This is a genomic window from Nonomuraea sp. NPDC004354 (assembly GCF_053602555.1).
This window is the reverse complement of sequence record NZ_JBSGDV010000015.1, coordinates 147,392-169,082: the sequence shown is the minus strand read 5'-3', so window position 1 is coordinate 169,082 and position 21,691 is coordinate 147,392. Positions and strand designations below refer to the sequence as shown.

Genomic DNA, 21,691 nt, shown 5'->3' with positions numbered 1-21,691 from the left:
GCTCCTCACTATCAACAGTGTCTGAATTATGTCGCGCTGGTCTACCTGGATCATCCGGCACCGGGGTCTTGACCGCAAGGCGAGATCCGTGAATATCTATGGAGCCTGTAATAAAGGGGGTCTTCGAATGACTTTGACCATAGCCGTCGTCGGGGCGGGCGCGCGCGGCCAGATCTACGCCAGGGCGGCGGCTGCCGACGGTCGGGCACGCATCGTGGCTGTGGCCGATCCCGACCCGGTGAGGCGGGCCGCGCTGGCCACCGAGCACGACGTGCCGGAGCAGTCCCGCTTCACGGGATGGGCTGACCTGGCCGCCGTGCCGAAGCTGGCGGACGCTGTGGTCATCGCGACGCAGGACCGGATACACGTCGAGCCGGCGGTCGCCTTCGCCGAGCTGGGCTATGCGATCTTGCTGGAGAAGCCGCTGGCCCCCACCGAAGCGGAGGCCCGCCGCATCGTCGAGGCGGTCGAGCGCAGCGGCGTCGTCTTCGCGATCTGCCACGTGCTCCGCTACACCGCCTACACAAAAGCGTTCAAGGAGCTCCTGGGCAGCGGCAGGCTGGGCTCGATCTCCAGCGTCCAGCACCTGGAGCCGGTGGGCTGGTGGCACATGGCCCACTCCTTCGTGCGGGGCGCCTGGCGCAATGCGGCCGAATCAGGGCCGATGCTGCTGACCAAGTCCTGTCACGACATCGACTGGCTGCTCCATCTCGTCGGCGACGAACCGGTCGCCGTGTCGTCCTTCGGCTCGCTGACCCACTTCCGGCCGGAGAACCGGCCGGAGGGTGCGGACACGCGGTGCGTGAGCTGCCCTGTCGAGCCGACCTGCCCTTACTCGGCCACACGCCTCTATCTGGGCTGTCTCGGCGATCCGGCCCGGGAGTTCTGGCCGCTCGGCGCCGTCACCTCCGACGCCAGTACGGCAGGCGTCATGCGCGCGCTGGAGACCGGTCCCTACGGCCGCTGCGTCTACGACTGCGACAACGACGTGGTGGACCAGCAGGTCGTCACGCTGGAGTTCGCGCGGGGCGCGACCGCGTCGTTGACGATGACGGCGTTCACACCGCTGGAGCACCGCAAGACGCGGGTTTTCGGCACCCACGGCTTCGCCGAGGGGGATGGGCGCCACATCAGGATCGTCGACTTCGCGACCGGCGCCGAGGAAACCCTTGACACCGGAACGAACGCGGGCGCGTCGCTTGCCGATGGCCATGGCGGTGGCGATGCGGGCCTCGTCAGGGCGTTCATCGACGCCGTGGCCGCCGGAGACCAGGCGCCGCTCGGCGCCGACCCGGCCGAAGCTCTGGCCGGGCACCTCGTCGTCTGGGCCGCCGAACGCGCCCGCGAGACCCGGACGGTGCAGGCACTGTGACCCTGATCCCGGCGCCTTCGCGCTGCGCACTCGGACAAGGGCTGTTCACCTTCACCGCCGCGACGCCGTTGACCGCCGACCCGGTGCTGGCCGGTGCCGCGACGTGGCTCCGCCAGGCGCTCACCTCGGCCACCGGCCTGCCACTGCTCGAAGGGCCCGGCGGGGTCGAGATCCGCCACGCCGTGGGCCTCGGGCCCGAGGAATATCGGCTCACCGCCACGACGGAGTCCGTGCTGATCGAGGCCTCGGCCCAGGCCGGTGCCTTCTACGGGGCGCAGACTCTTCGCCAGCTGCTCGACCCGGCCGCGTTCCGCGCCGGCCGTACCGGAGACAGAACCTGGAGCATCCCCGCGATCGAGATCGCCGACGCCCCCAGGTACGGCTGGCGCGGCTGCCTCATCGACGTCGCGCGGCACTTCCTGCCCAAGAACGACCTGCTGCGGTACATCGACCTGCTGGCCGCGCACAAGCTCAACGTCCTCCATCTGCACCTGACGGACGACCAGGGCTGGCGGCTGGAGATCAGGAAGTACCCGAAGCTCACGGAGATCGGCGCCTGGCGGCGCGAGTCCCCGCTGGGCGCCAAGCGGCATCGCCTGTTCGACGGGCGCCCGCACGGCGGCTTCTACAGCCAGGACGACATCAGGGAGATCGTCTCCTACGCCGCCGACCGCTCCGTCATGGTCGTCCCGGAGATCGACCTTCCCGGCCACACTCAGGCTGCCATCGCCGCTTACCCCGAGCTCGGCAACCTCGACGTCCCCCTGGAGGTGCGCACCGAGTGGGGCGTCGGCGAGAACGTGCTCAACGTCTCCGACGACACGATCGCCTTCTTCACCGATGTCCTCGACGAGGTCCTCGAGCTCTTCCCCGGCGAGTACGTCTGCGTCGGCGGCGACGAGACTCCCAAGACCCAGTGGAACGAGAGCCTCCCCGCCAAGGAACGCATCCGCGAACTCGGCCTGCGCGATGCCGATGAGCTGCAGACCTGGCTCATGCGGCACTTCACCGACTACCTGCTGGCCCGCGGGCGCAAGCCGCTCGGCTGGGACGAGCTCCTGGAGGGCGGCCTGCCCCCGGGCGTCACCGTCGGGGCCTGGCGCGGCGACAGGTGTGCTGCGATGGCCGCGCGGGCCGGCCACGACGTGGTCGTCTCCCCGTTCGCCGAGACGTACCTGGATTTCCGCCAGGCGGAGGGCGACCAGGAACCGGTGCCGATCGGCAGCGTGACCTCCCTGCGCGCCGTCCACGCTTTCGACCCGGTCCCCCATGGCCTCACCGGGGAGGAGCGGAGCAGGATCCTCGGCGCGCAAGCGGCGCTGTGGACCGAGCACATCGACTCACCCCGCCTCCTCGACTACATGGCCTTCCCGCGACTGGCCGCCTTCGCGGAGGCGATGTGGAGCGACGAGCGTGACTTCGAGGACTTTCGTGTACGGCTCGCCGTACACGAAAAGCGGCTCGACGCCCTGGGCGTGGAATATCGCCCGGCCACCGGCCCGCACCCCTGGCAGCAACGCCCTGATGCCCCCGGCCACCCCCGGACCAGGGCCGAGATCGAGCGCGAGCTCGCCGACTGGACCTCCAGCCTGCGGCCCTGAACACCCCCCAACCATCTGGAGACAACCATGCGTTTCCGTCTACCCCTCGTCTGCCTGACCGGCCTGGCCGTCATGACTGCCGGCTGCGGGTCGTCCAGCGAGCCGGAAGCCTCAGGAAAGGCCACGATCAGCTACGCCATCTGGGACAAGAACGACCAGACGAGCGCGGAGAAGATCATCGCAGCCTTCCAGCAGGCCAACCCGAACGTCACAGTGAAGCTCGAGATCACCCCGTGGGACCAGTACTGGACCAAGCTCCAGACGGCCGCCTCCGGCGGCGCCGCACCCGACGTGTTCTGGATGAACAGCCTCAACGTCCGCATGTACGCCAAGGGCGGGATCATCACCCCGCTCGAGGAGTCGAAGGCCCAGGGCCTTCCCCCGGCGGTCGTCGACGGCTACCGCTATGACGGCAAACTGTACGGCCTGCCGCACAACGTGAGCATCCCGGCACTCTGGTACGACAAGAAGCTCTTCGACGACGCCGGAGTGGCCTACCCCACCGCCGACTGGACCTGGGACGATGTCAAGGCCGCCGCCAAGAAGCTGACCGACCCGTCCAAGAAGCAGTTCGGCATCCTCGCCCACATGTGGGACCAGGGCGCCTTCTACCCCACCATGCTTCAGGCAGGCGGCCACGTGCTGTCGGAGGACGGCAAGAAGAGCGGCTTCGACGATCCCGCCTCGATCCAGGGCCTGGAGTACTGGACCGGCATGATCAAGGACCAGGTCGCCCCTGTCGCCGAGGTCTACGCCGACACCGACCCCATCACGCTCTTCCAGTCCGGCAAGTACGGCATGCTCTACGGCGGCGTCTGGTTCGCCTCCACCTTCTGGGCCAACCCCGAGATCCGCGAGCGGATCGACGTGGCCCCGCTGCCCAAGGGTCCGGCCAAGGACGCCGTCATCCTGCTGGGCCTTGCCAACGCCGTCTCGGCCAGGAGCGAGCATCCGAAAGAGTCGGCGGCCTTCGCCGAGTTCGTCGTCTCCGAGCAGGCTCAGAAGATCCTCAGCGACAGCGGCGGCGGCGCCCTCTCGCTCCGCGACGGCACGCAGGAGGGCTGGTTCAAGGCCTTCCCCACCTTCCACCTGAAGGAGACCTACGACGCTTCGATGCCGAACGGCGTGCCGTACCCGGTGTCGCTGAACACCGCGCAGTGGCAGGACGTGCAGAACAGGCTGCTCGCCGAGGCCTGGGCAGGCAAGCGGCCGGTGGCCGACGTCGCCAAGGAGATCGCGACGCAGATGAACGAGATCCTGGCCAAGGAGTAATCAATGCACTCCAAGCGCGAGTGGGCGTGGGGATACCTCCTCATCGCCCCGATGGCGCTGGGTCTGGCCGTCTTCTACCTGTGGCCCATCGTTCAGACCCTGTATCTCAGCATGACCGAGTCGGGCGTCTTCGGCGGCTACACCTGGGTGGGGACGGCCAACTTCGCCGAACTGTTCACCGACGAGGAGATGTACGGCGCGCTCGGCAACACCTTGCTCTACTCGGTGTTGGTACTGGCGGGCGTGCCGCTGTCCATCGTCGTCGCCGCGCTGCTGAACGTGCCGGGGCTGCGCGGGCTGAGCCTCTACCGGACCCTCTACTTCCTGCCCGTGGTCACGATGCCCGCCGCGGTGGGCTTGACCTGGAGGTACCTGTTCAACGGCGACTTAGGGGCGATCAACCACGTCCTGGGCACGGTGGGGATCGACGGGCCGTACTGGCTCGGCGACCCCGACTTCGCGATCTACGCCATCGCGGTCGTCGGGATCTGGAGCTCGGTCGGCTACAACGCCGTGTTGTTCCTGGCCGGGCTGCAGGGCATTCCGCGTCACTACTACGAGGCCGCCGAGATCGACGGGGCCGGGCGGCTGCGGCAGTTCGTCCGCATCACGCTGCCGTTGCTCACGCCCACCACGTTCTTCGTCGTGGTCATAACGATGATCAACGCGCTGCAGGTCTTCGACCTCGTCTATCTCATGATCGACCTGAAGAGCCCGGCCCTGGAGGGCAGTCGCACGATCGTCTACCTCTTCTACGAGACGGGCTTCGTGCAGAACCAGCGCGGGCTCGCCGCGGCGATCGCCGTCATCCTGCTCGGGCTGGTCCTGATGCTGACCGCGTTCCAGTTCAGGCTACAGAAGAAGTGGGTGCACTATGAGTAGGCCCAGGACCTGGCCGGCGCACTTGTTCCTGGCCGCCGGCGCGCTGGTCATGCTCGCGCCGTTCGCCTGGCAGCTCGTGGTCTCGCTGCAGACCCTGCCGGACTCGCTCCGGGTGCCGCCGAAGTTCACGCCCTCCTGGCAGTGGTCGAACTTCGCCGATGTGTTCCGGTCGGTGCCGCTGGCCAGGCAGTTCCTCAACACGGTCGTGGTCACCGCCGCCGTCACCGCCGGGCAACTGCTGCTGTGCTCGCTGGCCGCGTTCGCCTTCGCCCGGCTCCGCTTCCCAGGCAGGGGCGCGCTGTTCCTGCTCTTCCTGGCCGTCCTGATGGTGCCCGGGGAACTGTTCCTCATCCCGCGCTACGAGATCATGATGGAGCTCGGCTGGCTGAACTCTCTGCAGGCGCTGATAGCGCCGGGCGTGTTCGGAGCGTTCGGCACCTTCATGCTCCGGCAGTTCTTCCTGTCGTTGCCCAGGGAACTGGACGAGGCGGCCTCGATCGACGGGGCGAACCCGCTGCAGATCTACTGGCACATCCTGCTCCCTCTGGTCAGACCCGGCCTGCTGGCGCTCGGCATGCTGACTGTCATGTGGTCGTGGAGCAGCCTGCTCTGGCCGCTGGTGGTCAACACCGATCCGGAGATGATGACGCTCTCGGCCGGCCTCGCCTCGCTGCGCGGTCAGTACCTGACCAACTTCCCCATCCTGTTCGCCGGGTCGGTCGTGGCCTCACTGCCCGTGATCGCTCTCTTCGTCGTCATGCAACGCCAGCTCATCGCCGGCATCGCCTTCACCGGCTCGAAGGGCTGATGTCATCAACCGGTCGGATCGCGGCCGGACCGGTGGTCGGCGTCGGCGTCGGCTTCCGTCGGTGCCGCGGACGCCCTCGACCCGTACCTGCACGGCCCGCGTTGGACTGGCCCGGCTTTCGCACGATCACGCGCGGCGCCAGCCGGCCGTCCCTTCGACGATGCTGATCGTACTGATCACGCTGATCCCGAGGAGGTACGGCGAGCCACCCCGACGGCACACGCGGCCCCACCCACGAGCAGGACAGCGACCACGACGACGACCCGCACGAGCCCGTCGGCCGAGGAGGGCGCAGCGAAGTAGACGCTCCCGAGCCCGGCGACGGCGGTCACCCCGGCGAGCATGGGCCCGGTGGAGTTCAACGCCGAGATCGCTGACGCCAGCCGTGGCTCGACCAGCGCTGTGATCTGCGCGATCAGCGGGCTGTACCCGGCAGCGTGCCCGGCCCCCGCCAGGAGCAGCAACGGCATCGCCACGACCGGCTGCCACTGATCGCGGCAGAAGAGCACCAGCAGGCTCGCCCCGCCCGCGAAGGCGATCGGACCCGCGATCGGCAGGGCGCGCTGCAGCCGCTGCGGGAAGCGGGTCCAGCTCAGGCTGAGCGCGCCGAACCCCAGGGCGTACGGGACGAACGCCAGCCCCGCGTGAAGCGGCGAGAAACCCAGCGCGGTCTGGAGGTGCAGGGTGAGGGTGAGCAGAAAGACGGTGTAGCACCCCATGACGGTCCAACAAGCCACCAGCCCCGGCTTCACCCCGCGCGGCCGTACCGATGCCGGGTCCAGCAGCGGATACCGCGCCCTGGTCTCATAGCGGACAAATCCCACCGTCAGCGCGGCACCACACACCAGCGAGATCCAGACCCAACCGGGCCAGCCGAGCTCGCGGCCGAAGATCAGCGGGACCGTGATCGCGGCCATGGCGGCGGTCAGGACCGCCACTCCACCCGGATCGAGGCGTGCCTGCCCGTCCATGCGGGAGAGCGGCAGCAGGCGCGGCCCCACGGCCAGCGCTGTCACGCCGATCGGGATGTTGATCAGGAAGACGGGCCGCCAGGACAGGCCGAAGAGGTCGGCGCTGACGACCAGCCCTCCGACGACCTGCCCCAGCGCGACTCCCAGGGCGAGCACCATGCTGTAGAGGCCGATCGCTCTGCGGCGTGCCGTACCCTCCCAGTGCGTCTGGATGAGCGAGAAGATCTGCGGAGTGAGCAGTGCCGCCCCCATGGCCTGCGCGATGCGTGCGAGCACCAGCACGTTCACGTCGGGAGCCAGCCCGCACAGCAGCGATGCGCCGGTGAACCAGCCCAGCCCGAGCAGGAACGCGCGCCGCTGCCCGACGACGTCACCGATCCGCGCGCAGGTGACGAGGAGCACGCCGACGGTCAGCAGGTAGCCCGACACGATCAGCTGGATCGCCGCGCCACCGGCGTGAAGATCATCGCGAATGGTTTCCGCAGCCACTGACACGATCGAGCCGTCCATGGACGCCATGACCTGACCGGTGAGCAGTACGGCGAGCATCCGGCCGCGGCGCGCACCCGCCACCGGCGAAGGAGCAAGAGAGATCACGCAGCCAGCATGGGCTGTCCGCGCCTGCCCGGTCTTGAAGAAATTTGCGCACCGGGCCGGTCGCCGTCTTGAGGCTCGCGCTCCCGGCACCGGACGCCGTTCCCGCCGGCGGAGCACGCAGGTAAGGATGTGGGGCAAGGTGAGCGCCTCCGTGGACCTGCCGTGCGACCTAGCGAAAACGTCCCGCACGACGTCCTCGGCACTCCCCCGGTCACCGACCAGCAGCGCCGCCAGGCGTACCAGGGCGAGCCGGTGCTCGCCGTACAGGCCGGCGAGCACGGCCTTCGGCGTCGGGCGGCGCGGACAGGCGCGGGAGGGGCTCACCGTTCATGTCAGGTGAACGCGCGCCGCCGCGGATCTGCCGCGTCGGAAGTCTCTATCGCCGGGCCGTGGCAGTGGCTTACGTTCTCGAGATGGCCTACGACATCCTCGAGCTGATCGCGAACCCCGCGCTCGCCCTGACGCCGACCACGACCGTTCACTCCGGTGTCGTCCGGGTGGGCCACAACGCCCGCGTCCAGGTGTGGCGATCGAACGAACCGGCCACGGAGTTCGGCTTCTACCCGCCCGACGTGCCGCCGCTGGCCGAGGGTGTGCCGGCGCCGCTGATCTGGGCAGAGGCCCAGGTGATGTGGTTCGTGCCCGGTACGCAGTCGTCCGGGCACTTCCCGATCGGCGTGGAGCGGATCTCCGCCGCCTACACGCCCGATCCTCGTGGCGGTCCGGCGCGCTGGCTCCTGGTCAGCGGCGCGGCCCACGCGTCGGCCGGACTCCGGCTGGCCTACCGCATCACGGTCCAGGGGCAGTGAGCGGCCGGGGAGCGCGTCAATGCTCGATGACCTCCAGCCGGGTCAGGAACGTGAGCATGTCGTAGTGTCTGGAGGATCGAGTTCAGGGGTTCACGGCCGATGCGGTCTCCTTCAGCTCGTCCGAGGTCATGTCGGCGATACGGCCGGCGAAGAACCAGGAGTGGCCGAAAGGGTCCTCCAGCTCAACCTGCCGGATGACATGCGCTCCGGCGGCTGTGGCCTGCTCGGCGAATCCGGCGACATCCGGCACGAAGACCACCCAACCCGGCACACCGCATTACCAAGCGCTTGCTTGAGATAGCCGTACGGACTTACAGTCGAGGAGATGTCCATGCCTGAAGGTCCTGTGGCCGGAGTGCGGGTGCTGGAGCCGGCCGGGGTCGCGCCGAGCCCGTTCGCCGGGATGATGCTCGTCGACCACGGCGCCGAGATGCTGCGCGTCGACCGCGTCAAGACGGTCTCCGGCAAGCCGCGCGCCGACGTCATGGACCGCGGCAGGCACACCATCGGGCTGGACCTCACGACCCCCGACCGGGTGGCCGCCTTCAAGGAGCCGGCGAAGCAGGCCGACGTGCTCATCGAGGTGTTCAGGCCGGGCGTCACCGAACGGCTCGGCATCGGCCCGGACGACCTTCACGCGATCAACCCCAGGCTGATCTGCGGCCGGATGACCGGTTGGGGCCAGGACGGTCCGCCTGCGCCCACCGCCGGGCACGACATCGACCGCATCGCCGTCTCCGGCGTTCTGTCGATGCTCGGCCGCGAGGGCGACCCGGTCGGTTTCACCGTCGACGAGCCGTTGTGGAGGGAACAGCCATGAACCTCGGCGGCCAGGGAGTGCTCGTCACCGGCGGCGGCAGCGGCATCGGGCTGGGCATCGCCAAGCGCCTTGCCGCCTCGGGCGCCACCGTGACCATCTGCGGCCGCACCGAGGACCGGCTGGCCGCCGCCTGCGCGGAGATCGGCAAGGCGAGCTACGTGGTGGCCGACGTGGCCGACGAGAAGCAGATGGCGGCGGCCGTACGGCGGGCCTGGGAGCAGGCGGGTGGCCGCCTCGATGGGGTGGTCGCCTCGGCGGGCGGCTCCGGCTGGCTGGGCCCGATCACCCGGCTGCCGATCGAGGAGTGGCAGAAGGTCATCGCGACGAACCTGACCGGCACCATGCTGGCGCTCAAGCACTCCGCCGTGCTGATGGCCACGGCGGGCGGCGGCTCGTTCGTGGCGATCTCCTCGATCGCCGCCTCCAACACCCACCGCTGGTTCGGCCCGTACGGCGTGGCCAAGGCGGGCATCGACCACCTGTGCATGCTGGCCGCCGACGAGCTCGGCCCCAGCGGCGTCCGGGTGAACGCGATCCGTCCCGGTCTGATCCGCACCGAGATGGTGTCGATCATCACCGAAGCGGAGAACCCGGTCTTGGCCGACTACCAGGCCTGCACCCCGCTGCCGAGGGTGGGCGAGGTGGCCGACGTGGCCGCGCTGGCGGCCTTTCTCCTGTCGCCCGAGGCCTCGTGGATCACCGGCCAGGTCATCAACGTGGACGGCGGCCACTCGCTGCGCCGCGGCCCCGACTTCTCCCCCTGGCTCGAACCCGCCTACGGCCGTGACGGCCTGAGAGGGGTGACACCCACGCAGACCCCATCCTGATGTGTCCGGCGCCAGCGCTGGACACATCAGGACACTTCGGTATGACCGCCACATCGTCGGCGCGAGCGATGCGGCGGCTCCGTGACACTCCCCCACCGGAGCTGACCATGCACGATCTTGTCATTCGCGCCGCCACCGTCGTGGACGGGACTGGCGCCCAGCCGTACACCGCCGACGTCGCCGTCACGGACGGCCGCATCACCGAGGTGGCCCGCCAGAACGGCGCCAGCCGGCCGGGGCGCGCCCGGCGCACCGTCGAGGCGGACGGGCTGCTGCTCACGCCCGGCTTCGTCGACCTGCACACGCACTATGACGGCCAGGCCACCTGGGACCCGCTGCTCGGTCCCTCGTGCTGGCACGGCGTCACCAGCGTGGTCATGGGCAACTGCGGAGTCGGCTTCGCCCCCGCCAGGCCCGACCGGCGCGAGTGGCTGATCGGTCTCATGGAGGGCGTCGAGGACATTCCCGGCACCGCCCTCTCCGAGGGGATCGCCTGGGAGTGGGAGAGCTTCCCCGAGTTCCTCGACGCGCTGGAGCGGCACCCGCACGTCCTCGACATCGGCACTCAGGTGCCGCACGGCGCGCTGCGCGCGTACGTGATGGGCGAGCGCGGCGCGCGCAACGAGCCCGCCTCGCCCGACGATGTCGCCAGGATGAAGCAGCTGGTCAAGGAGGGGATCGAGGCCGGCGCGCTGGGGTTCTCGACGAGCAGGACGCTGGCGCACAAGGCGATCGACGGCGAGCCGGTGCCGGGCACGTTCGCGGCGGAGGACGAGCTGTTCGGCATCGGCGAGGCGCTGCGCGAACTCGGCAGGGGCGTCTACGAGATCGCACCGGCCGGAGCCGCGGGCGAGGACGTCAACGCGCCGATGAAGGAGGTTTCCTGGATGAGCAGGCTGGCCGAGGCTGTCGACCGGCCGGTGACCTTCGCGCTGCTGCAGATCGACTCGGTGCCCGACCTGTGGCGTGAGCTGCTGAGCGAGTCGGCCAAGGTGGCGCGGCTGCACCCGCAGGTGGCCTGCCGGCCGTTCGGGATGCTGATCGGCCTCGAGGCGCTGCACGCCTTCGCCGATCACCCCTCATATCAGCAAATTTCCACCTTGCCGCGCCACGAACGTGTCCAGCGCATGCGCGAACCCCAGGTCAAGCACCGCATCCTCCACGAGATCCCGAAAGTGGAGGACGTGCTCGCGGCCCTCTGCCGCGGCTTCACCGACCGCCTCTATCCGCTGAATCCCGAAAATCCGGACTACGAGCCGCACCCCAGCACCTCCGTCAAGGCTCAAGCCGAGCGCCAGGGCCGAGAGCCGCTCGAGCTGCTGTACGACCTCATGCTGGAGGACGACGGCCAGGCGATCTTCCTTCTGCCGATACTCAACTACGCCAACGGCGATCTGGATCCCCAGCGCGAGATGCTGCTGCACCCGCAGGCCGTGCTCGGGCTCGGCGACGGCGGCGCGCACTGTGGCTTCATCTGCGACGCCTCCATGCCCACGACGATGCTCTCCCACTGGGCGCGCGACCGCTCGCGCGGTGCGCGGCTGCCGCTTGAGCACGTCGTCAAGCTGATGTCGCGCGACACCGCCCGGCTGTACGGCCTGCACGACCGCGGCACGATCTCCCCCGGCATGAAGGCCGACCTCAACCTCATCGACTTCGAGCGGGTCGGCAACCACCGCCCGCGGATGGTGTACGACCTGCCCGCGGGCGGACGCAGGCTCATCCAGCGGGCCGGCGGCTACGTCGCCACCTTCGTCGGCGGCATCCAGACCTTCTCTCACGGCGAGCACACCGGGGCACTGCCCGGCCGGCTGATCAGGGGCGGAGCATGAGCGAACCGTTCAGGGCCACGGACGTGGTGATCGCGGGCGGGAAGGCCATGGCCGACGGTCACCGGACCGGCATCGACCTGCTCGACGGCGACATGTACGCGGACGATCCGTGGTCGCTGTACGCCTGGCTGCGCGAGCACTCCCCCGTCCACTACGACGAGGCGAACGACCTGTGGGGCATCTCCCGCCACGCCGACATCTGCGCCATCGAGCGCGATCCCAAGCTCTGGACCAGCACCGGCGGCTACCGCCCGCAGCTGCCGTCCGACCCCTCCATGATCGGCACAGACGATCCGCGGCATGCCGAACGCCGCCGCCTCGTCTACCGCCGCTTCACCCCGCGCTACGTGCACGACCGCTACGCCGAGCGGATCAGGGCGGTGGTGGTCGAGCAGATCGGCCAGGCGCTGGAGGAGGGCACGGTGGACGCGGTGACCGCGCTGGCCGCGCCGCTGCCCGCCCGGATGATCGGCTGGCTGCTCGGCTTCCCCGACTCCGATTGGCCCAAGCTCAAGCACTGGTCGGAGACGACGATCGCGGCGGGGGGCGGTCTGCGCTACGTCACTCACGAGGCCGCTGTCGCCGCAGGGGAGTTCGGCCTGGCCGTGCTCGACCTGGCCGCCGAACGCCGCAAGTGCCCGCACGACGACCTGATGTCGCTGTGGTCGGCACGGCCCGACTACGACGACGAGCACCTGGCCAACGAGGCGCTGCTGCTGCTCGACGGCGGCGCGGAGACCACTCGCACGGTGATCGCCACCGCCATCGACGCGCTGATCAGGCACCCGGACCAGTGGCGGCTGCTGCGTGAGGAGCCGTCGCTGGTGGAGAACGCGGTCGAGGAGTTCATCCGGTGGACCACGCCCATCCTGAACATGTGCCGCGCCGCCACCCGCGACACCGAGCTGCACGGCCACACCATCAGGAAAGGTCAGCAGGTACTGCTCATGTACGGCTCGGCCAACCGCGACCCGGCGGTCTTCGCCGACCCCGACGTGTTCGACGTGACCAGCAAGCCGGGCGGCCACATCGCCTTCGGCCTGGGCACGCACTTCTGCCTCGGCGCGGCGCTGGCCAGGCTGGAACTGAAGATCTTCTTCGAGGAGTGGGTGGCCAGGGTCGGCTCGGCCGCATGGGCCGACGCGGAGGGGCCGCGGCTGATGCGCAACTCCTTCGTGCGCGGCGTCACCTCCTTCCCGATCGTCCTGGAGGCTCGGTGATCAACCTCGCGGACGTCTTCGAGCGCGCCGCCGACACGGTGCCCGACCGGCTCGCGCTGGTCGCGGGCGAGGACCGGCTGACCTACCGCGAGCTGGACGAGCGCGCCAACCGGGTGGCGCACTGGCTCCAGATCCAAGGGGTACGGCCGGGCGAGCACGTGGGCATCCTGTCCTGGAACCGCGCGGAATGGCTGGAGAGCATGATCGGCTGTTTCAAGGCCAGGGCGGCGCCGGTCAACGTCAACTATCGCTACGTGGAGCGGGAGCTGGGCCACCTGCTCGGCGACGCCGACTGCGTGGCGTTGCTGGGCGAGGCCGATCTGCTGGCCAGGGCGCCCTTCGACGGTCCCGTGCTGGCCTTCGGCGAGCCGTACGAGAGGGCGCTGGCGGGCGTGCCGGGCGGCAGGGACTTCGGGCCGCGGTCGGGGGACGACCCGTACATCCTCTACACCGGTGGCACGACCGGGCGGCCCAAGGGCGTGTTGTGGCGTTCGGAGGACATCTATCTCGCGGCGATGAGCGTGTACTCGGGGCCGATCAAGGATGTCTCCGAGCTGCGCTTCGGGCCCGAGGGGCTGCGCTTCCAGGTGCACGCGCCGCTGATGCACGGCAATGGGCAGTGGAGCACCTGGATCTGCCTGTCGGCGGGCGGCACGGTGATCCTTTGGACGGGGCGGCACTTCGACCCTGTGGCGGTGCTGGAGCTGGCCGAGCGTGAGCGGTCGCAGGTGCTGACGTTCGTCGGGGACGGCATGGTCAGGCCGGTCGCCGACGAACTGGGGCGCCGGCCGTACCAGCTGGAGGTCTTCTCGGTGGGGTCGGGCGGGGCCCCGCTGTCGGCGACGACGCGCGAGAGGATCCGCGCGGCGCTGCCCGACGCGACGATCGTGGATAACTACGGCGGGTCGGAGACGGGCGCGGTAGGGGCCGCTGTCGAGGAGGAGCGCCCCAGGTTCGCGCTGAGTCCCGGCTTCGCCGTGCTCGGCCCCGATCACCTCCCGGTACGGCCAGGCCAGCAGGGCGTACTGGCCAGATCAGGACACATCCCGGTCTGCTATTACAAGGATCCGGTGAAGTCGGCGAGCACCTTCGTCACCGGACCGGACGGGACCCGCTGGGCGCTGCAGGGCGATCAGGCGATCCTGCACGAGGACGGCACCGCGCTCATGCTCGGCCGGGGCACGACGGTGATCAACACCGGTGGGGAAAAGGTGTTCCCCGAGGAGGTGGAGATCGCCGTGCGCAGCCACCCGAAGGTGTACGACGCGCTGGTGATCGGTACGCCCGATCCGCGGTTCGGCCAGCGGGTGACAGCAGTGGTCGCAGGTGAGGTGACGCTGGAGGAGCTGGCCGAGCACTGCCGCGGGCGGCTCGCGGGTTACAAGATCCCGCGAGCGCTGCGGATCGTACCCGAGATCAAGCGGACGCCCGTGGGCAAGCTCGACTACGCGTGGGCGCGGACGCTGGTCGCATAGAAGCGTGTTCGAGTCGTCGAGACGGAGGCCCGAGGCGTTCGTTCGGCCAGGCGGCGGGTCAGCGGGATGGGAAGGCCGTTGATCAGCCGGGCACCCCGGGCCAGGGCCCACCTGGCACAGTTGGGCGGTTAGGACTGGCCGCCCTCCTGTGACAGCCCCGTGCGCCCAGCGACCCGGCGCCTGTCCTGCTGTAACGCCATCCAGCCGGCGGTCTGCAGTCGGTTCACCAGCCGACGGCGAGTCCGGCTCGCAGTCTGTTCAGCACCGCGCGCAGGATGCGGGAGACGTGCATCTGGGAGATGCCGACCTCGTCGGCGATCTCGGCTTGGGTCAGGTTGCCGTAGTAGCGCAACAGCAAGATGTTCTTCTCACGCGGCGGCAACGCGTCGATGAGGGGCTTGACCGCCAGGGAGTCGATGAAGGTCTCCAGACGATCGTCCGGATCGGCGATGAGATCGGCGAGGCGGTCGTCCCCCTCGCCGACCAGGTAGGCGTCCAAGGAGTACGTGCTGTAGGCGGTGGCCATATCGAGGGTGAGCAGCACCTCTTCTTCTGTCAACCGCATGTGCGCGGCCAACTCGGCGATGGTCGGCGAGCGTTGTAGCGACTGAGCCAGGTCGGACACGAGCCGGTTCAGCTCCGGACGGCGTTCCTGATAGGCGTGGGGCACCCTGAGAGCCCAGGTTCGGTCGCGGAAGTGCCGCTTGACCTCCCCGGTCATCGTGATGGCCGCATAGCCTCGAAAATCGTGGCCCAGGCTGGCGTCGTAGCCGGTGATAGCCTTCATCAACCCGAGGTAGGCCACCTGGAGAAGGTCCTCGACGGGCTCGCCGCGATGGCGGTAGCGCCGGGCTATCGCTGTGGCCAGCCAGCTGTACATCTGGACAAGACGCTCACGTATACGCTCCCGATCGGGTCCCGACGTTCCCGTCCGCACCATGACCGCCAGGAGGTCTTCGGCGGCCATGCTGTCGAGCGTGATGTCCTGGACAGTCATCCTGCTCCTTTGCGGTGCGCCGCCGCCGCGGATCGGTCGCCGTTGGACACGACCATACGATCAAGGCGAGTTGCGGCGATTTATGCCGCCTTCACTCCATAAGTGACATGTCGCCACCTCTTGAATCGACCCCCGTTTCGTATCGGCCCAGGAAACCTTCCTCGCGTGAAATGAGCACCCGCTGCAGCGGAGAATCGCGACGAGGTCCGACGATGCGCCGGCAGCGCTGCCGGGCAAGATGCACCGGAACCAGGACTTGGCGTTCGCCGACCACCGCAGTCGACCGGCGTAGACCATCGAGCACGCCTCTACGCTGCCCACTCGCTCCCGCATGAGAACGCCCACCTGGCCGATTTCGCACCGGCGCCCCGGGATCGTCTCGTCCGGGTCACTCGTAGCACGGCGACTGCGGCCAGTGCCACCATGATCAAGAAGAGACCGCCCGTCACCCCGGTGCTGACTGCTTCCCAACCGCGCCAGTGTTGGGACCCCGGCCGGATGGCCGGGGCCCCGCCGTCAAACTGGCCGATGAGATCTGGAATGGACAGCGATGCCTACGCGGCGGGCGGCTGCTTACCGGAGCCCTGGGCATCGGCTTGGCCGACGCGACGACCGCCGTCGCGTAGCGGTCGACTACGCTGGGCGACCTCCGTCGTGTCCCGCGCAGTGGGCATGGCGTGTTTCTCTCACATGTCGCAGCGCCTCGTCGCAGGTGGCGCGCCGTTCTAAAATCCTGTGCAGGCCCGTTCGGTACAGCAGGTCGTCCAGGCTCGCTGGAACGCCGCTGAGCACGAGCCGTTTTCCTCTGTTCTGACTGTGCTGCAAGGCCACAACGAGCTCGCTCAAACCGACCGAGTCGCAGAAGGTCACCCCCGACAGATCCAGGATCAGCACGGAGGACGCCGACGGTGCTGTCGCGGCGCGCAGATGCGCGCGCAATGTAGGGGCGGTGGCAAGATCGAGTTCGCCCGCCACACGGACCAAGGCGACCTTGCGGGACCGGCGAGTCGAGACGGTGAAGGGTGTACGGCCTTGTAGTTGAGATGTCATATTGCGGCACTCTCTACGAGACTGCTGCGTTCGGCGGAGCCGGCTCGCACCGATGCGTAGCTTGAGGATGGCGGACTGCTTTCTGCTGCGGAACGTTTGTCTATGAGGACTGGGCATCGCCGCGGGATTCGGCTGACCGGCGAGGTCCGCGCATGCGTGGCCTGATCGCCGACGCTTTCCCAACGCCGCAGCGCCTGCCGGAACGGGGTGATGGACGGATTCCTCCGTGTCCCGAACCGCGTCCAGCGGCGGTTTTCGTCTCCTCGGCTGCATCCTCCTCAGGAGCGTTCGTCCCGTCGTGCTACCCCGGATGGGCCGCCGAACACCACATCCGACTGTCGTGACCACCGAGGACGTGCGGTATCGACCACCGGGTCAATATGAACCCCTGGGACGTCGCGTGCGGGCCGGTGGTCGGGCAGCGCGCCGAGGTCGCCGCCGATATCGGCCACCGCCAGGGGCCGTGCTCGGCGGCGGCGCGGACCCCGGCGAACGCGGCCCGCGCCCGCGCCGGATCGATGTGGTGGAGCGCCGGCCGCGGGCGGAGGGGCGCGTGCCCGAGCCCGAGCAGCATGGTGATCCACGAGTACAGCTCGAAGCCGTGGTAGTACGGGTAGACGGCGCTCTCGTCCGGCAGCCGGCCGGCAGCCGACTCCAGCAGGTCCGACAGGCTCTCGGGGATCTTGCGGCGCTTGATCTCCTGCCAGCACGGCGTGTCGGCGCGGGCGCCGGCCCGGTAGTGCAGGACCAGGAACTCAATGGTCCAGATCCAGCCGGCGTCCATCGCGGTCGCCGTGGTGTAGGGGTTGATCAGCTCCTGCTCCTCGCGAGGCACCCGCAGGGCGACCGCGCGGTTGTTCGGCAGCACGTCCAGGAAGGGGCGGAACGGCTCGCCCAGCGTCGGTTCGCCGGAGTCGAAACCGGTCGGCGCCTCCCACGACGCGACGGGAGTGGAGGGCTGACCCGTGACGCGGGCGACCACGCGGGTGTCGAGCGCACCGAGGCCGGCCAGGGAGACCGGAGGTCCGCTACGAAGGGGCACCCGGGGTCTGGATCGGGCCCGCGATGTCGGTGAGAAGTAGCAGCACCCGGAGGCTCGGCTATTCACCTAACGCGCTACGTTATTGCTGACCGTGACGTTGTGGCGCCAGCGTGCCGGGGCACGGGCTCTGGGTGCGAGCACCTGCCGACTCCCGGACGCCCATGCCCTGCTTGCCCACAGGAGTGTCGTTTCCGCCAGCGGGGTTGCCGAGTGCGGCTGGCCTGCCTCAGGCGAGCGATGATTTCGCCGCCTGACGGAAGTCTTCACTTCGACCGTCCTTACCGACCTGATGCGAGGACTCGTGTGACTGACGAGAAAAGGCTGGCTGACATGACCAATCCGGCGCCGAAAGCACGGGGCAGTCGCGTGGCCGACATCTGGCCGCTGGTGCACGCCGAGCGAGCGGCCCTGGCGAGCGACCTGGTGGATCTGACCGACGAGCAATGGGCGACACCGTCGCTGTGTGCCGGGCTGAGCGTGCGGGAGGTGCTGGCGCACCTCACGGCAGGGGCGAGCCTTAACGGTGTGCGGTGGCTGGCGGGGGTGATCCGCTGCCGGTTCGACTTCGACAAGCAGGTCGCCATGCGGCTGGCCGAGCAGTTGGGCGCGACCGCGGCCGAGACGCATGACAGGTTCCGCCACGTCATCACGAGCACCACCAAACCGCCTCTCCCGGTCATCGCGATGCTGGGTGAGACGATCGTGCATGCCGAGGACATCCGGCGACCGCTGGGTATTCGCCATGGCTACCCGATCGAGACCCTCACTCGGGTAGCCGAGTACTACCGGAGCTCGGACGTGGTCGTCGCCGCCAAGAGACGGATCGTCGGCCTGCGACTCGCCGCCACCGACGGCCCTTTCACCACGGGTTCCGGCCCGCTGGTGTCCGGCACCACCCTGGCACTGGTGATGGCCACGACCGGACGCTCGGTGTACTGCGATGAACTTGACGGTGACGGCGTCGAAATCCTGCGCAATCGGCGCGAGATGAGATGACCCTGGGCTCGAAGCATTCGTTGTCCCACGACCGGTGACCGCTGCGGACACAACGGGCGCACCGCAGGTCATCGATCAGACCAGGAGGCCCAGGATCTCGAGCGTTTCCCAGGCCGTCAGCTTGCCGTTCGGGGTCGGTTTCCTCCTGCGCGAACTGGTTGATCAGCTCGGCGAGGGTTCGCCGCTCCTGCTCGGACAGGTCCTGCAGGAGGGCGATCACCGGCTCCAGCACCTCCATCGAGGCCTCGGGCGCGATGGCGTCGTCCTCGCCGAGATCAAGCCTGATAACGGAACAGACAGCCTCCACTCCGCGCACCACTGACGCGGGAACCCATCCAGGACGGGCGCCCGTGAATGGTAGATCCGCTGTTATGTGCCTAGTCGTGCTGGATTCCGTCGAGACCAAGCTCTCGGCTGAGATCCGCCATGTTCTCGAAAACACGGTCGGGGGGCAGCGATTGAATGGCAGAGAGCACCGTGTCGGGCGCTGCCTCGGACCGCGCCCGCTCCAGCAGTTCTTCCCTGCCAGCGGGAAACACATGCGTACCGCTGATCCACTTAGCCAGCTCGCTGCGGCTGTCGACCTGCTGTGAGCTCATCCCCTCCGGCGATCGAGGCTCATGTGGGGTGGAATGGTGTCTGCTACCGCCACCGGGTTGTTCCATGTCAGGTGTCCCCTCTCTAGTGAATAACAGGCCATACCCGCATTAGCGTGGGCGAACATTGTGAGCTGCTCGGCGGAGGCGGTTGGCTACCTTCCTGCTCTCCACGCGAGCAAACCACGGCTCACGCATCGGGAGCGGAACGGACCCGATGCCATCCCGTCGTTCCCAGCGCCACCCCGCTTGACAGAAAGGCCCAGGCACACCAAGCAATCTCGCCGAGATCGCCGCCGGAACCGCCGCACAGGACACGGCAGAGGCCGACGTCGTCCGGTCGATCGGAGCTGATCTCGTCACCGACCACACCAGACTCGACGCCCGCTCAAGCAGACCGCACGCGACTTGCAGGTGTCGTTGCCATCGCAGCCGTCGGCGCACCAGTGGACCACTCAAAAGCCTCATCCAGTGCGCCGGTCGTCCAAGGACATCTCGACCGGTTGCTGGAGGCGCAGAAGGCACTGGGCGCACCGCGGGCGGTTCCAGCCGGCGATGGCGGCCAGGCCGGCGCCGAGATGACGTTCCTTGGATTCGGGCGAGCCGCGTTGGACCAGCCACACCGTGGCCAGGATGAACAGCAGGAACTGCAGGTATTCCGACTGGCCCTGGCCAAGGCGCCTCGGGTCTCGCGACGGGTGCGGCCAGGAATGGCGCGTGTCGGTCATGAGACGTGCGGGCGACTCACGTCTCCCCTCCAACAGAAAGAGGAGGTCATCCATGACCGTCCTTACGGCCGATGTGCACTTCCATGATGGCATTTCGGTGGTGTGCTTGGCCGGCGAACTTGATGTGAACACGACCTCGACGCTGCTGGACGCCATGGAAACGGCCTTGTCGAATGGGCCCCGCTTCGTCGAGGTAGATGTTGCGGCGCTGACGTTCTGCGGCTCCGAGGGACTACGCGCGCTGTTGCATATACAGGGTGCCGCCCTGCAGGCGGGATGCAGACTGCGCCTGGCCCACGTCCAGGGTGTGCTCCAGCGGGTGCTGGACATCACCCAGCTCTACAAGGCATTCGCCATCGATCCTGTACAGGTGCCGCGCTGAACGCGTAGCCGCATGTGAGCGGGCAGGGTGCTGACTCGATGGCTCCGGTGCTCTGTTGGATGTGGCACAGCCAGCCGTCGCTTTGATGCAGGCATGACCGCCGTGGTCGGCCTGCTCATGTCCATCGTTGCTGGCACCGGTGGCGACCGGACCACCGCGGGGTTCACATCCAGCACGCGATAATTGGCTGATCGCCCGAGGGAAGTATGCGAGTGCGCCACTTTTCGAGGCGGGGTATTCGTCTGCCTAGGATGTGGCGCAATAGCGCGATAAGGAGATCACTGCTCGACGGTAGGGTCCTCGTGCTCTAGACGCACTTCGACACGAAGGATTCTTCCCTGCGCAAGAGTGATGAAGTAGTCTCCGACCCGGTCGACGTGATCCATGGGTGCGGCTTCCAAACGGTCGTACTTCCAAACGAACCGCTCGACCGCTCGGATGACATCGGGCGCACTCTCAGGAGAGCTACCGTCGTCATCCTCCAGGGCCTCCGTCGGCCCGGATTCTTGCTCAAGCTGATGTCTGCGTTCTTCAAGAGCCAACCTATGGCTCTGCCAATCCATGAGCATCTTGAGAATCCGCTCCAGCGTGATGAGGGCCGCACCGCCATACATGACGACCCCTGAATGGTTGGCCGCCACGGTGAGGATGGTCTCCCACGGGCTCGCCAGGATCGTCCGACGCACCAGCAACTCATGCAGTTCGATCTCGTACTCGTCGCCGATGTAGCCATAATTCTCGGGCCGGTACGCCGCCAACATTGCGGCGAACTCGGGATGCCAGGCTACGGGAAAGGAGGGGGATCCCTGGGAGATTCTCAGCGCGAACCGCCATACCTCGTTCAGCGCCACCATGGACTGCGTAACACGCTCCAGGGGAGGGTGGTCGCCGAGATCAATGGAGAGTTCGAGGACCGGACGTCGCGCCCTGGGAAGTGTCGAGTGCGAATGATCAGCCATGGCTGGACATCATCTCCCAGCGCAGGCCTCTCAGACAGACCTTCGGCGCAATCCAGCTCGGACCTCTACGGCCTGGACTACTCCACAACCTGATCAGACCACTTCGCCGTCGAGCACTGCCCCGCCGCATGACGGCCTCCACCGTCAACTCCGGACCTCGCACCACGTCACGGACCGTCACGGTGGCCCGTCCCCGGGCCGCAATGGCCGGCAAGGGAGCGCGAGCGCTCGCGCTGGGGAGTGCTCGACAGGCTGTCTCGCCACTGGGCTCTTACTGCACAGGAAGGGACAAGGAGCTCCTCATGTCACTACTCTCGGCACCCGCACCCTACAGAGGCGAGTCCGTCACGAAGGGGCGAGCGGCGAGTCGTTGAGAGCCACGCGAACGGCAGACCACTGAAAGTCACACTCACCCCTTCCATGTCATTTGAACCATATGTCCCAGATGTCACAAC

Annotated in this window: 22 protein-coding genes; 14 read left to right on the top strand and 8 right to left on the bottom strand. The window is 68.3% G+C overall.

Annotated elements, in window-relative coordinates; translation table 11 throughout:
• Positions 1-88 precede the first annotated feature (88 nt).
• Genes ACWENQ_RS33070 through ACWENQ_RS33050 form a run of 5 tightly spaced genes read left to right on the top strand, consistent with a single transcriptional unit; the run spans position 89 to position 5,935 of the window.
• Positions 89-1,372, top strand: a complete 1,284-nt coding sequence (locus ACWENQ_RS33070; RefSeq protein WP_452417733.1) for a Gfo/Idh/MocA family protein — start codon at positions 89-91, stop codon at positions 1,370-1,372.
• Positions 1,369-2,973 carry a beta-N-acetylhexosaminidase gene (locus ACWENQ_RS33065; protein WP_452417731.1) on the top strand — a complete coding sequence of 535 codons (1,605 nt, stop codon included), beginning with the start codon at positions 1,369-1,371 and terminating at the stop codon, positions 2,971-2,973. Before ACWENQ_RS33070 ends, ACWENQ_RS33065 begins: the two co-directional genes overlap by 4 nt.
• A 27-nt stretch (positions 2,974-3,000) precedes the next feature.
• Positions 3,001-4,245 (top strand): ABC transporter substrate-binding protein, encoded by a 1,245-nt coding sequence (locus ACWENQ_RS33060; RefSeq protein ID WP_452417729.1) that lies wholly within the window; start codon positions 3,001-3,003, stop codon positions 4,243-4,245.
• A 3-nt stretch (positions 4,246-4,248) separates the two neighbouring features.
• The gene (locus ACWENQ_RS33055; RefSeq protein ID WP_449930257.1) at positions 4,249-5,127 is read left to right on the top strand and encodes a carbohydrate ABC transporter permease; all 879 of its coding nucleotides are present in this window, start codon (positions 4,249-4,251) and stop codon (positions 5,125-5,127) included.
• Positions 5,120-5,935 (top strand): carbohydrate ABC transporter permease, encoded by an 816-nt coding sequence (locus tag ACWENQ_RS33050; protein ID WP_449930258.1) that lies wholly within the window; start codon positions 5,120-5,122, stop codon positions 5,933-5,935. The genes ACWENQ_RS33055 and ACWENQ_RS33050 overlap by 8 nt, the downstream gene beginning before the upstream one ends.
• 176 nt (positions 5,936-6,111) lie before the next feature.
• Here the strand turns inward: ACWENQ_RS33050 and ACWENQ_RS33045 are convergent, their stop codons facing one another.
• Positions 6,112-7,503: an MFS transporter gene (locus ACWENQ_RS33045; protein ID WP_452417727.1), complete on the bottom strand. Its 1,392-nt coding sequence runs from the start codon at positions 7,501-7,503 to the stop codon at positions 6,112-6,114.
• 389 nt (positions 7,504-7,892) lie between these two features.
• On the opposite strand from ACWENQ_RS33045, the gene ACWENQ_RS33040 reads away from it, so the two are divergent.
• Positions 7,893-8,312 carry a hypothetical protein gene (locus tag ACWENQ_RS33040; RefSeq protein WP_449930260.1) on the top strand — a complete coding sequence of 140 codons (420 nt, stop codon included), beginning with the start codon at positions 7,893-7,895 and terminating at the stop codon, positions 8,310-8,312.
• 82 nt (positions 8,313-8,394) lie between these two features.
• On the opposite strand, the gene ACWENQ_RS33035 is transcribed toward ACWENQ_RS33040, so the two are convergent.
• Positions 8,395-8,562 carry a hypothetical protein gene (locus ACWENQ_RS33035; RefSeq protein ID WP_452417726.1) on the bottom strand — a complete coding sequence of 56 codons (168 nt, stop codon included), beginning with the start codon at positions 8,560-8,562 and terminating at the stop codon, positions 8,395-8,397.
• 81 nt (positions 8,563-8,643) lie between these two features.
• Between ACWENQ_RS33035 and ACWENQ_RS33030 the strand changes: the two genes are divergently transcribed.
• From ACWENQ_RS33030 to ACWENQ_RS33010, 5 genes are all read left to right on the top strand, one after another.
• Positions 8,644-9,132 (top strand): CoA transferase, encoded by a 489-nt coding sequence (locus ACWENQ_RS33030; RefSeq protein WP_452417725.1) that lies wholly within the window; start codon positions 8,644-8,646, stop codon positions 9,130-9,132.
• On the top strand, positions 9,129-9,959 hold the full coding sequence (locus ACWENQ_RS33025; RefSeq protein ID WP_452417723.1) for an SDR family oxidoreductase: 831 nt from the start codon (positions 9,129-9,131) through the stop codon (positions 9,957-9,959). The genes ACWENQ_RS33030 and ACWENQ_RS33025 overlap by 4 nt, the downstream gene beginning before the upstream one ends.
• 107 nt (positions 9,960-10,066) lie before the next feature.
• Positions 10,067-11,791 carry an N-acyl-D-amino-acid deacylase family protein gene (locus tag ACWENQ_RS33020; RefSeq protein WP_452417722.1) on the top strand — a complete coding sequence of 575 codons (1,725 nt, stop codon included), beginning with the start codon at positions 10,067-10,069 and terminating at the stop codon, positions 11,789-11,791.
• Complete coding sequence (locus ACWENQ_RS33015) at positions 11,788-13,011, top strand: cytochrome P450 (protein WP_452417721.1); 1,224 nt, start codon at positions 11,788-11,790, stop codon at positions 13,009-13,011. The genes ACWENQ_RS33020 and ACWENQ_RS33015 overlap by 4 nt, the downstream gene beginning before the upstream one ends.
• On the top strand, positions 13,008-14,486 hold the full coding sequence (locus ACWENQ_RS33010; protein WP_452417720.1) for an AMP-binding protein: 1,479 nt from the start codon (positions 13,008-13,010) through the stop codon (positions 14,484-14,486). Before ACWENQ_RS33015 ends, ACWENQ_RS33010 begins: the two co-directional genes overlap by 4 nt.
• A gap of 223 nt (positions 14,487-14,709) precedes the next feature.
• Here the strand turns inward: ACWENQ_RS33010 and ACWENQ_RS33005 are convergent, their stop codons facing one another.
• From ACWENQ_RS33005 to ACWENQ_RS32995, 3 genes are all read right to left on the bottom strand, one after another.
• Positions 14,710-15,483: a SigB/SigF/SigG family RNA polymerase sigma factor gene (locus ACWENQ_RS33005; RefSeq protein ID WP_452417719.1), complete on the bottom strand. Its 774-nt coding sequence runs from the start codon at positions 15,481-15,483 to the stop codon at positions 14,710-14,712.
• A gap of 633 nt (positions 15,484-16,116) precedes the next feature.
• Positions 16,117-16,533 carry an STAS domain-containing protein gene (locus ACWENQ_RS33000; protein ID WP_452417717.1) on the bottom strand — a complete coding sequence of 139 codons (417 nt, stop codon included), beginning with the start codon at positions 16,531-16,533 and terminating at the stop codon, positions 16,117-16,119.
• Between the two features lie 301 nt (positions 16,534-16,834).
• A complete protein-coding gene (locus ACWENQ_RS32995) occupies positions 16,835-17,575 on the bottom strand; it encodes a tryptophan 7-halogenase (protein WP_452417715.1) in 741 nt (246 codons plus the stop codon).
• A 330-nt stretch (positions 17,576-17,905) separates the two neighbouring features.
• Here ACWENQ_RS32995 and ACWENQ_RS32990 point away from each other — a divergent pair, with 330 nt between their 5' ends.
• Together ACWENQ_RS32990 and ACWENQ_RS32985 are read left to right on the top strand one after the other, a co-directional pair.
• Positions 17,906-18,571 carry a maleylpyruvate isomerase family mycothiol-dependent enzyme gene (locus ACWENQ_RS32990; protein WP_449928028.1) on the top strand — a complete coding sequence of 222 codons (666 nt, stop codon included), beginning with the start codon at positions 17,906-17,908 and terminating at the stop codon, positions 18,569-18,571.
• Between the two features lie 34 nt (positions 18,572-18,605).
• On the top strand, positions 18,606-18,893 hold the full coding sequence (locus ACWENQ_RS32985; RefSeq protein ID WP_449928030.1) for a hypothetical protein: 288 nt from the start codon (positions 18,606-18,608) through the stop codon (positions 18,891-18,893).
• A gap of 55 nt (positions 18,894-18,948) precedes the next feature.
• On the opposite strand, the gene ACWENQ_RS32980 is transcribed toward ACWENQ_RS32985, so the two are convergent.
• Positions 18,949-19,170, bottom strand: coding sequence for a DUF2795 domain-containing protein (locus ACWENQ_RS32980; protein ID WP_354912621.1), 222 nt, complete (start codon positions 19,168-19,170; stop codon positions 18,949-18,951).
• Between the two features lie 461 nt (positions 19,171-19,631).
• On the bottom strand, positions 19,632-19,949 hold the full coding sequence (locus ACWENQ_RS32975; RefSeq protein WP_452417714.1) for a DUF6766 family protein: 318 nt from the start codon (positions 19,947-19,949) through the stop codon (positions 19,632-19,634).
• Between ACWENQ_RS32975 and ACWENQ_RS32970 the strand changes: the two genes are divergently transcribed.
• Positions 19,948-20,277: an STAS domain-containing protein gene (locus ACWENQ_RS32970; RefSeq protein WP_452417713.1), complete on the top strand. Its 330-nt coding sequence runs from the start codon at positions 19,948-19,950 to the stop codon at positions 20,275-20,277. The genes ACWENQ_RS32975 and ACWENQ_RS32970 overlap by 2 nt on opposite strands.
• A gap of 278 nt (positions 20,278-20,555) precedes the next feature.
• Here the strand turns inward: ACWENQ_RS32970 and ACWENQ_RS32965 are convergent, their stop codons facing one another.
• Complete coding sequence (locus tag ACWENQ_RS32965) at positions 20,556-21,236, bottom strand: hypothetical protein (protein ID WP_452417711.1); 681 nt, start codon at positions 21,234-21,236, stop codon at positions 20,556-20,558.
• Positions 21,237-21,691 lie beyond the last annotated feature (455 nt).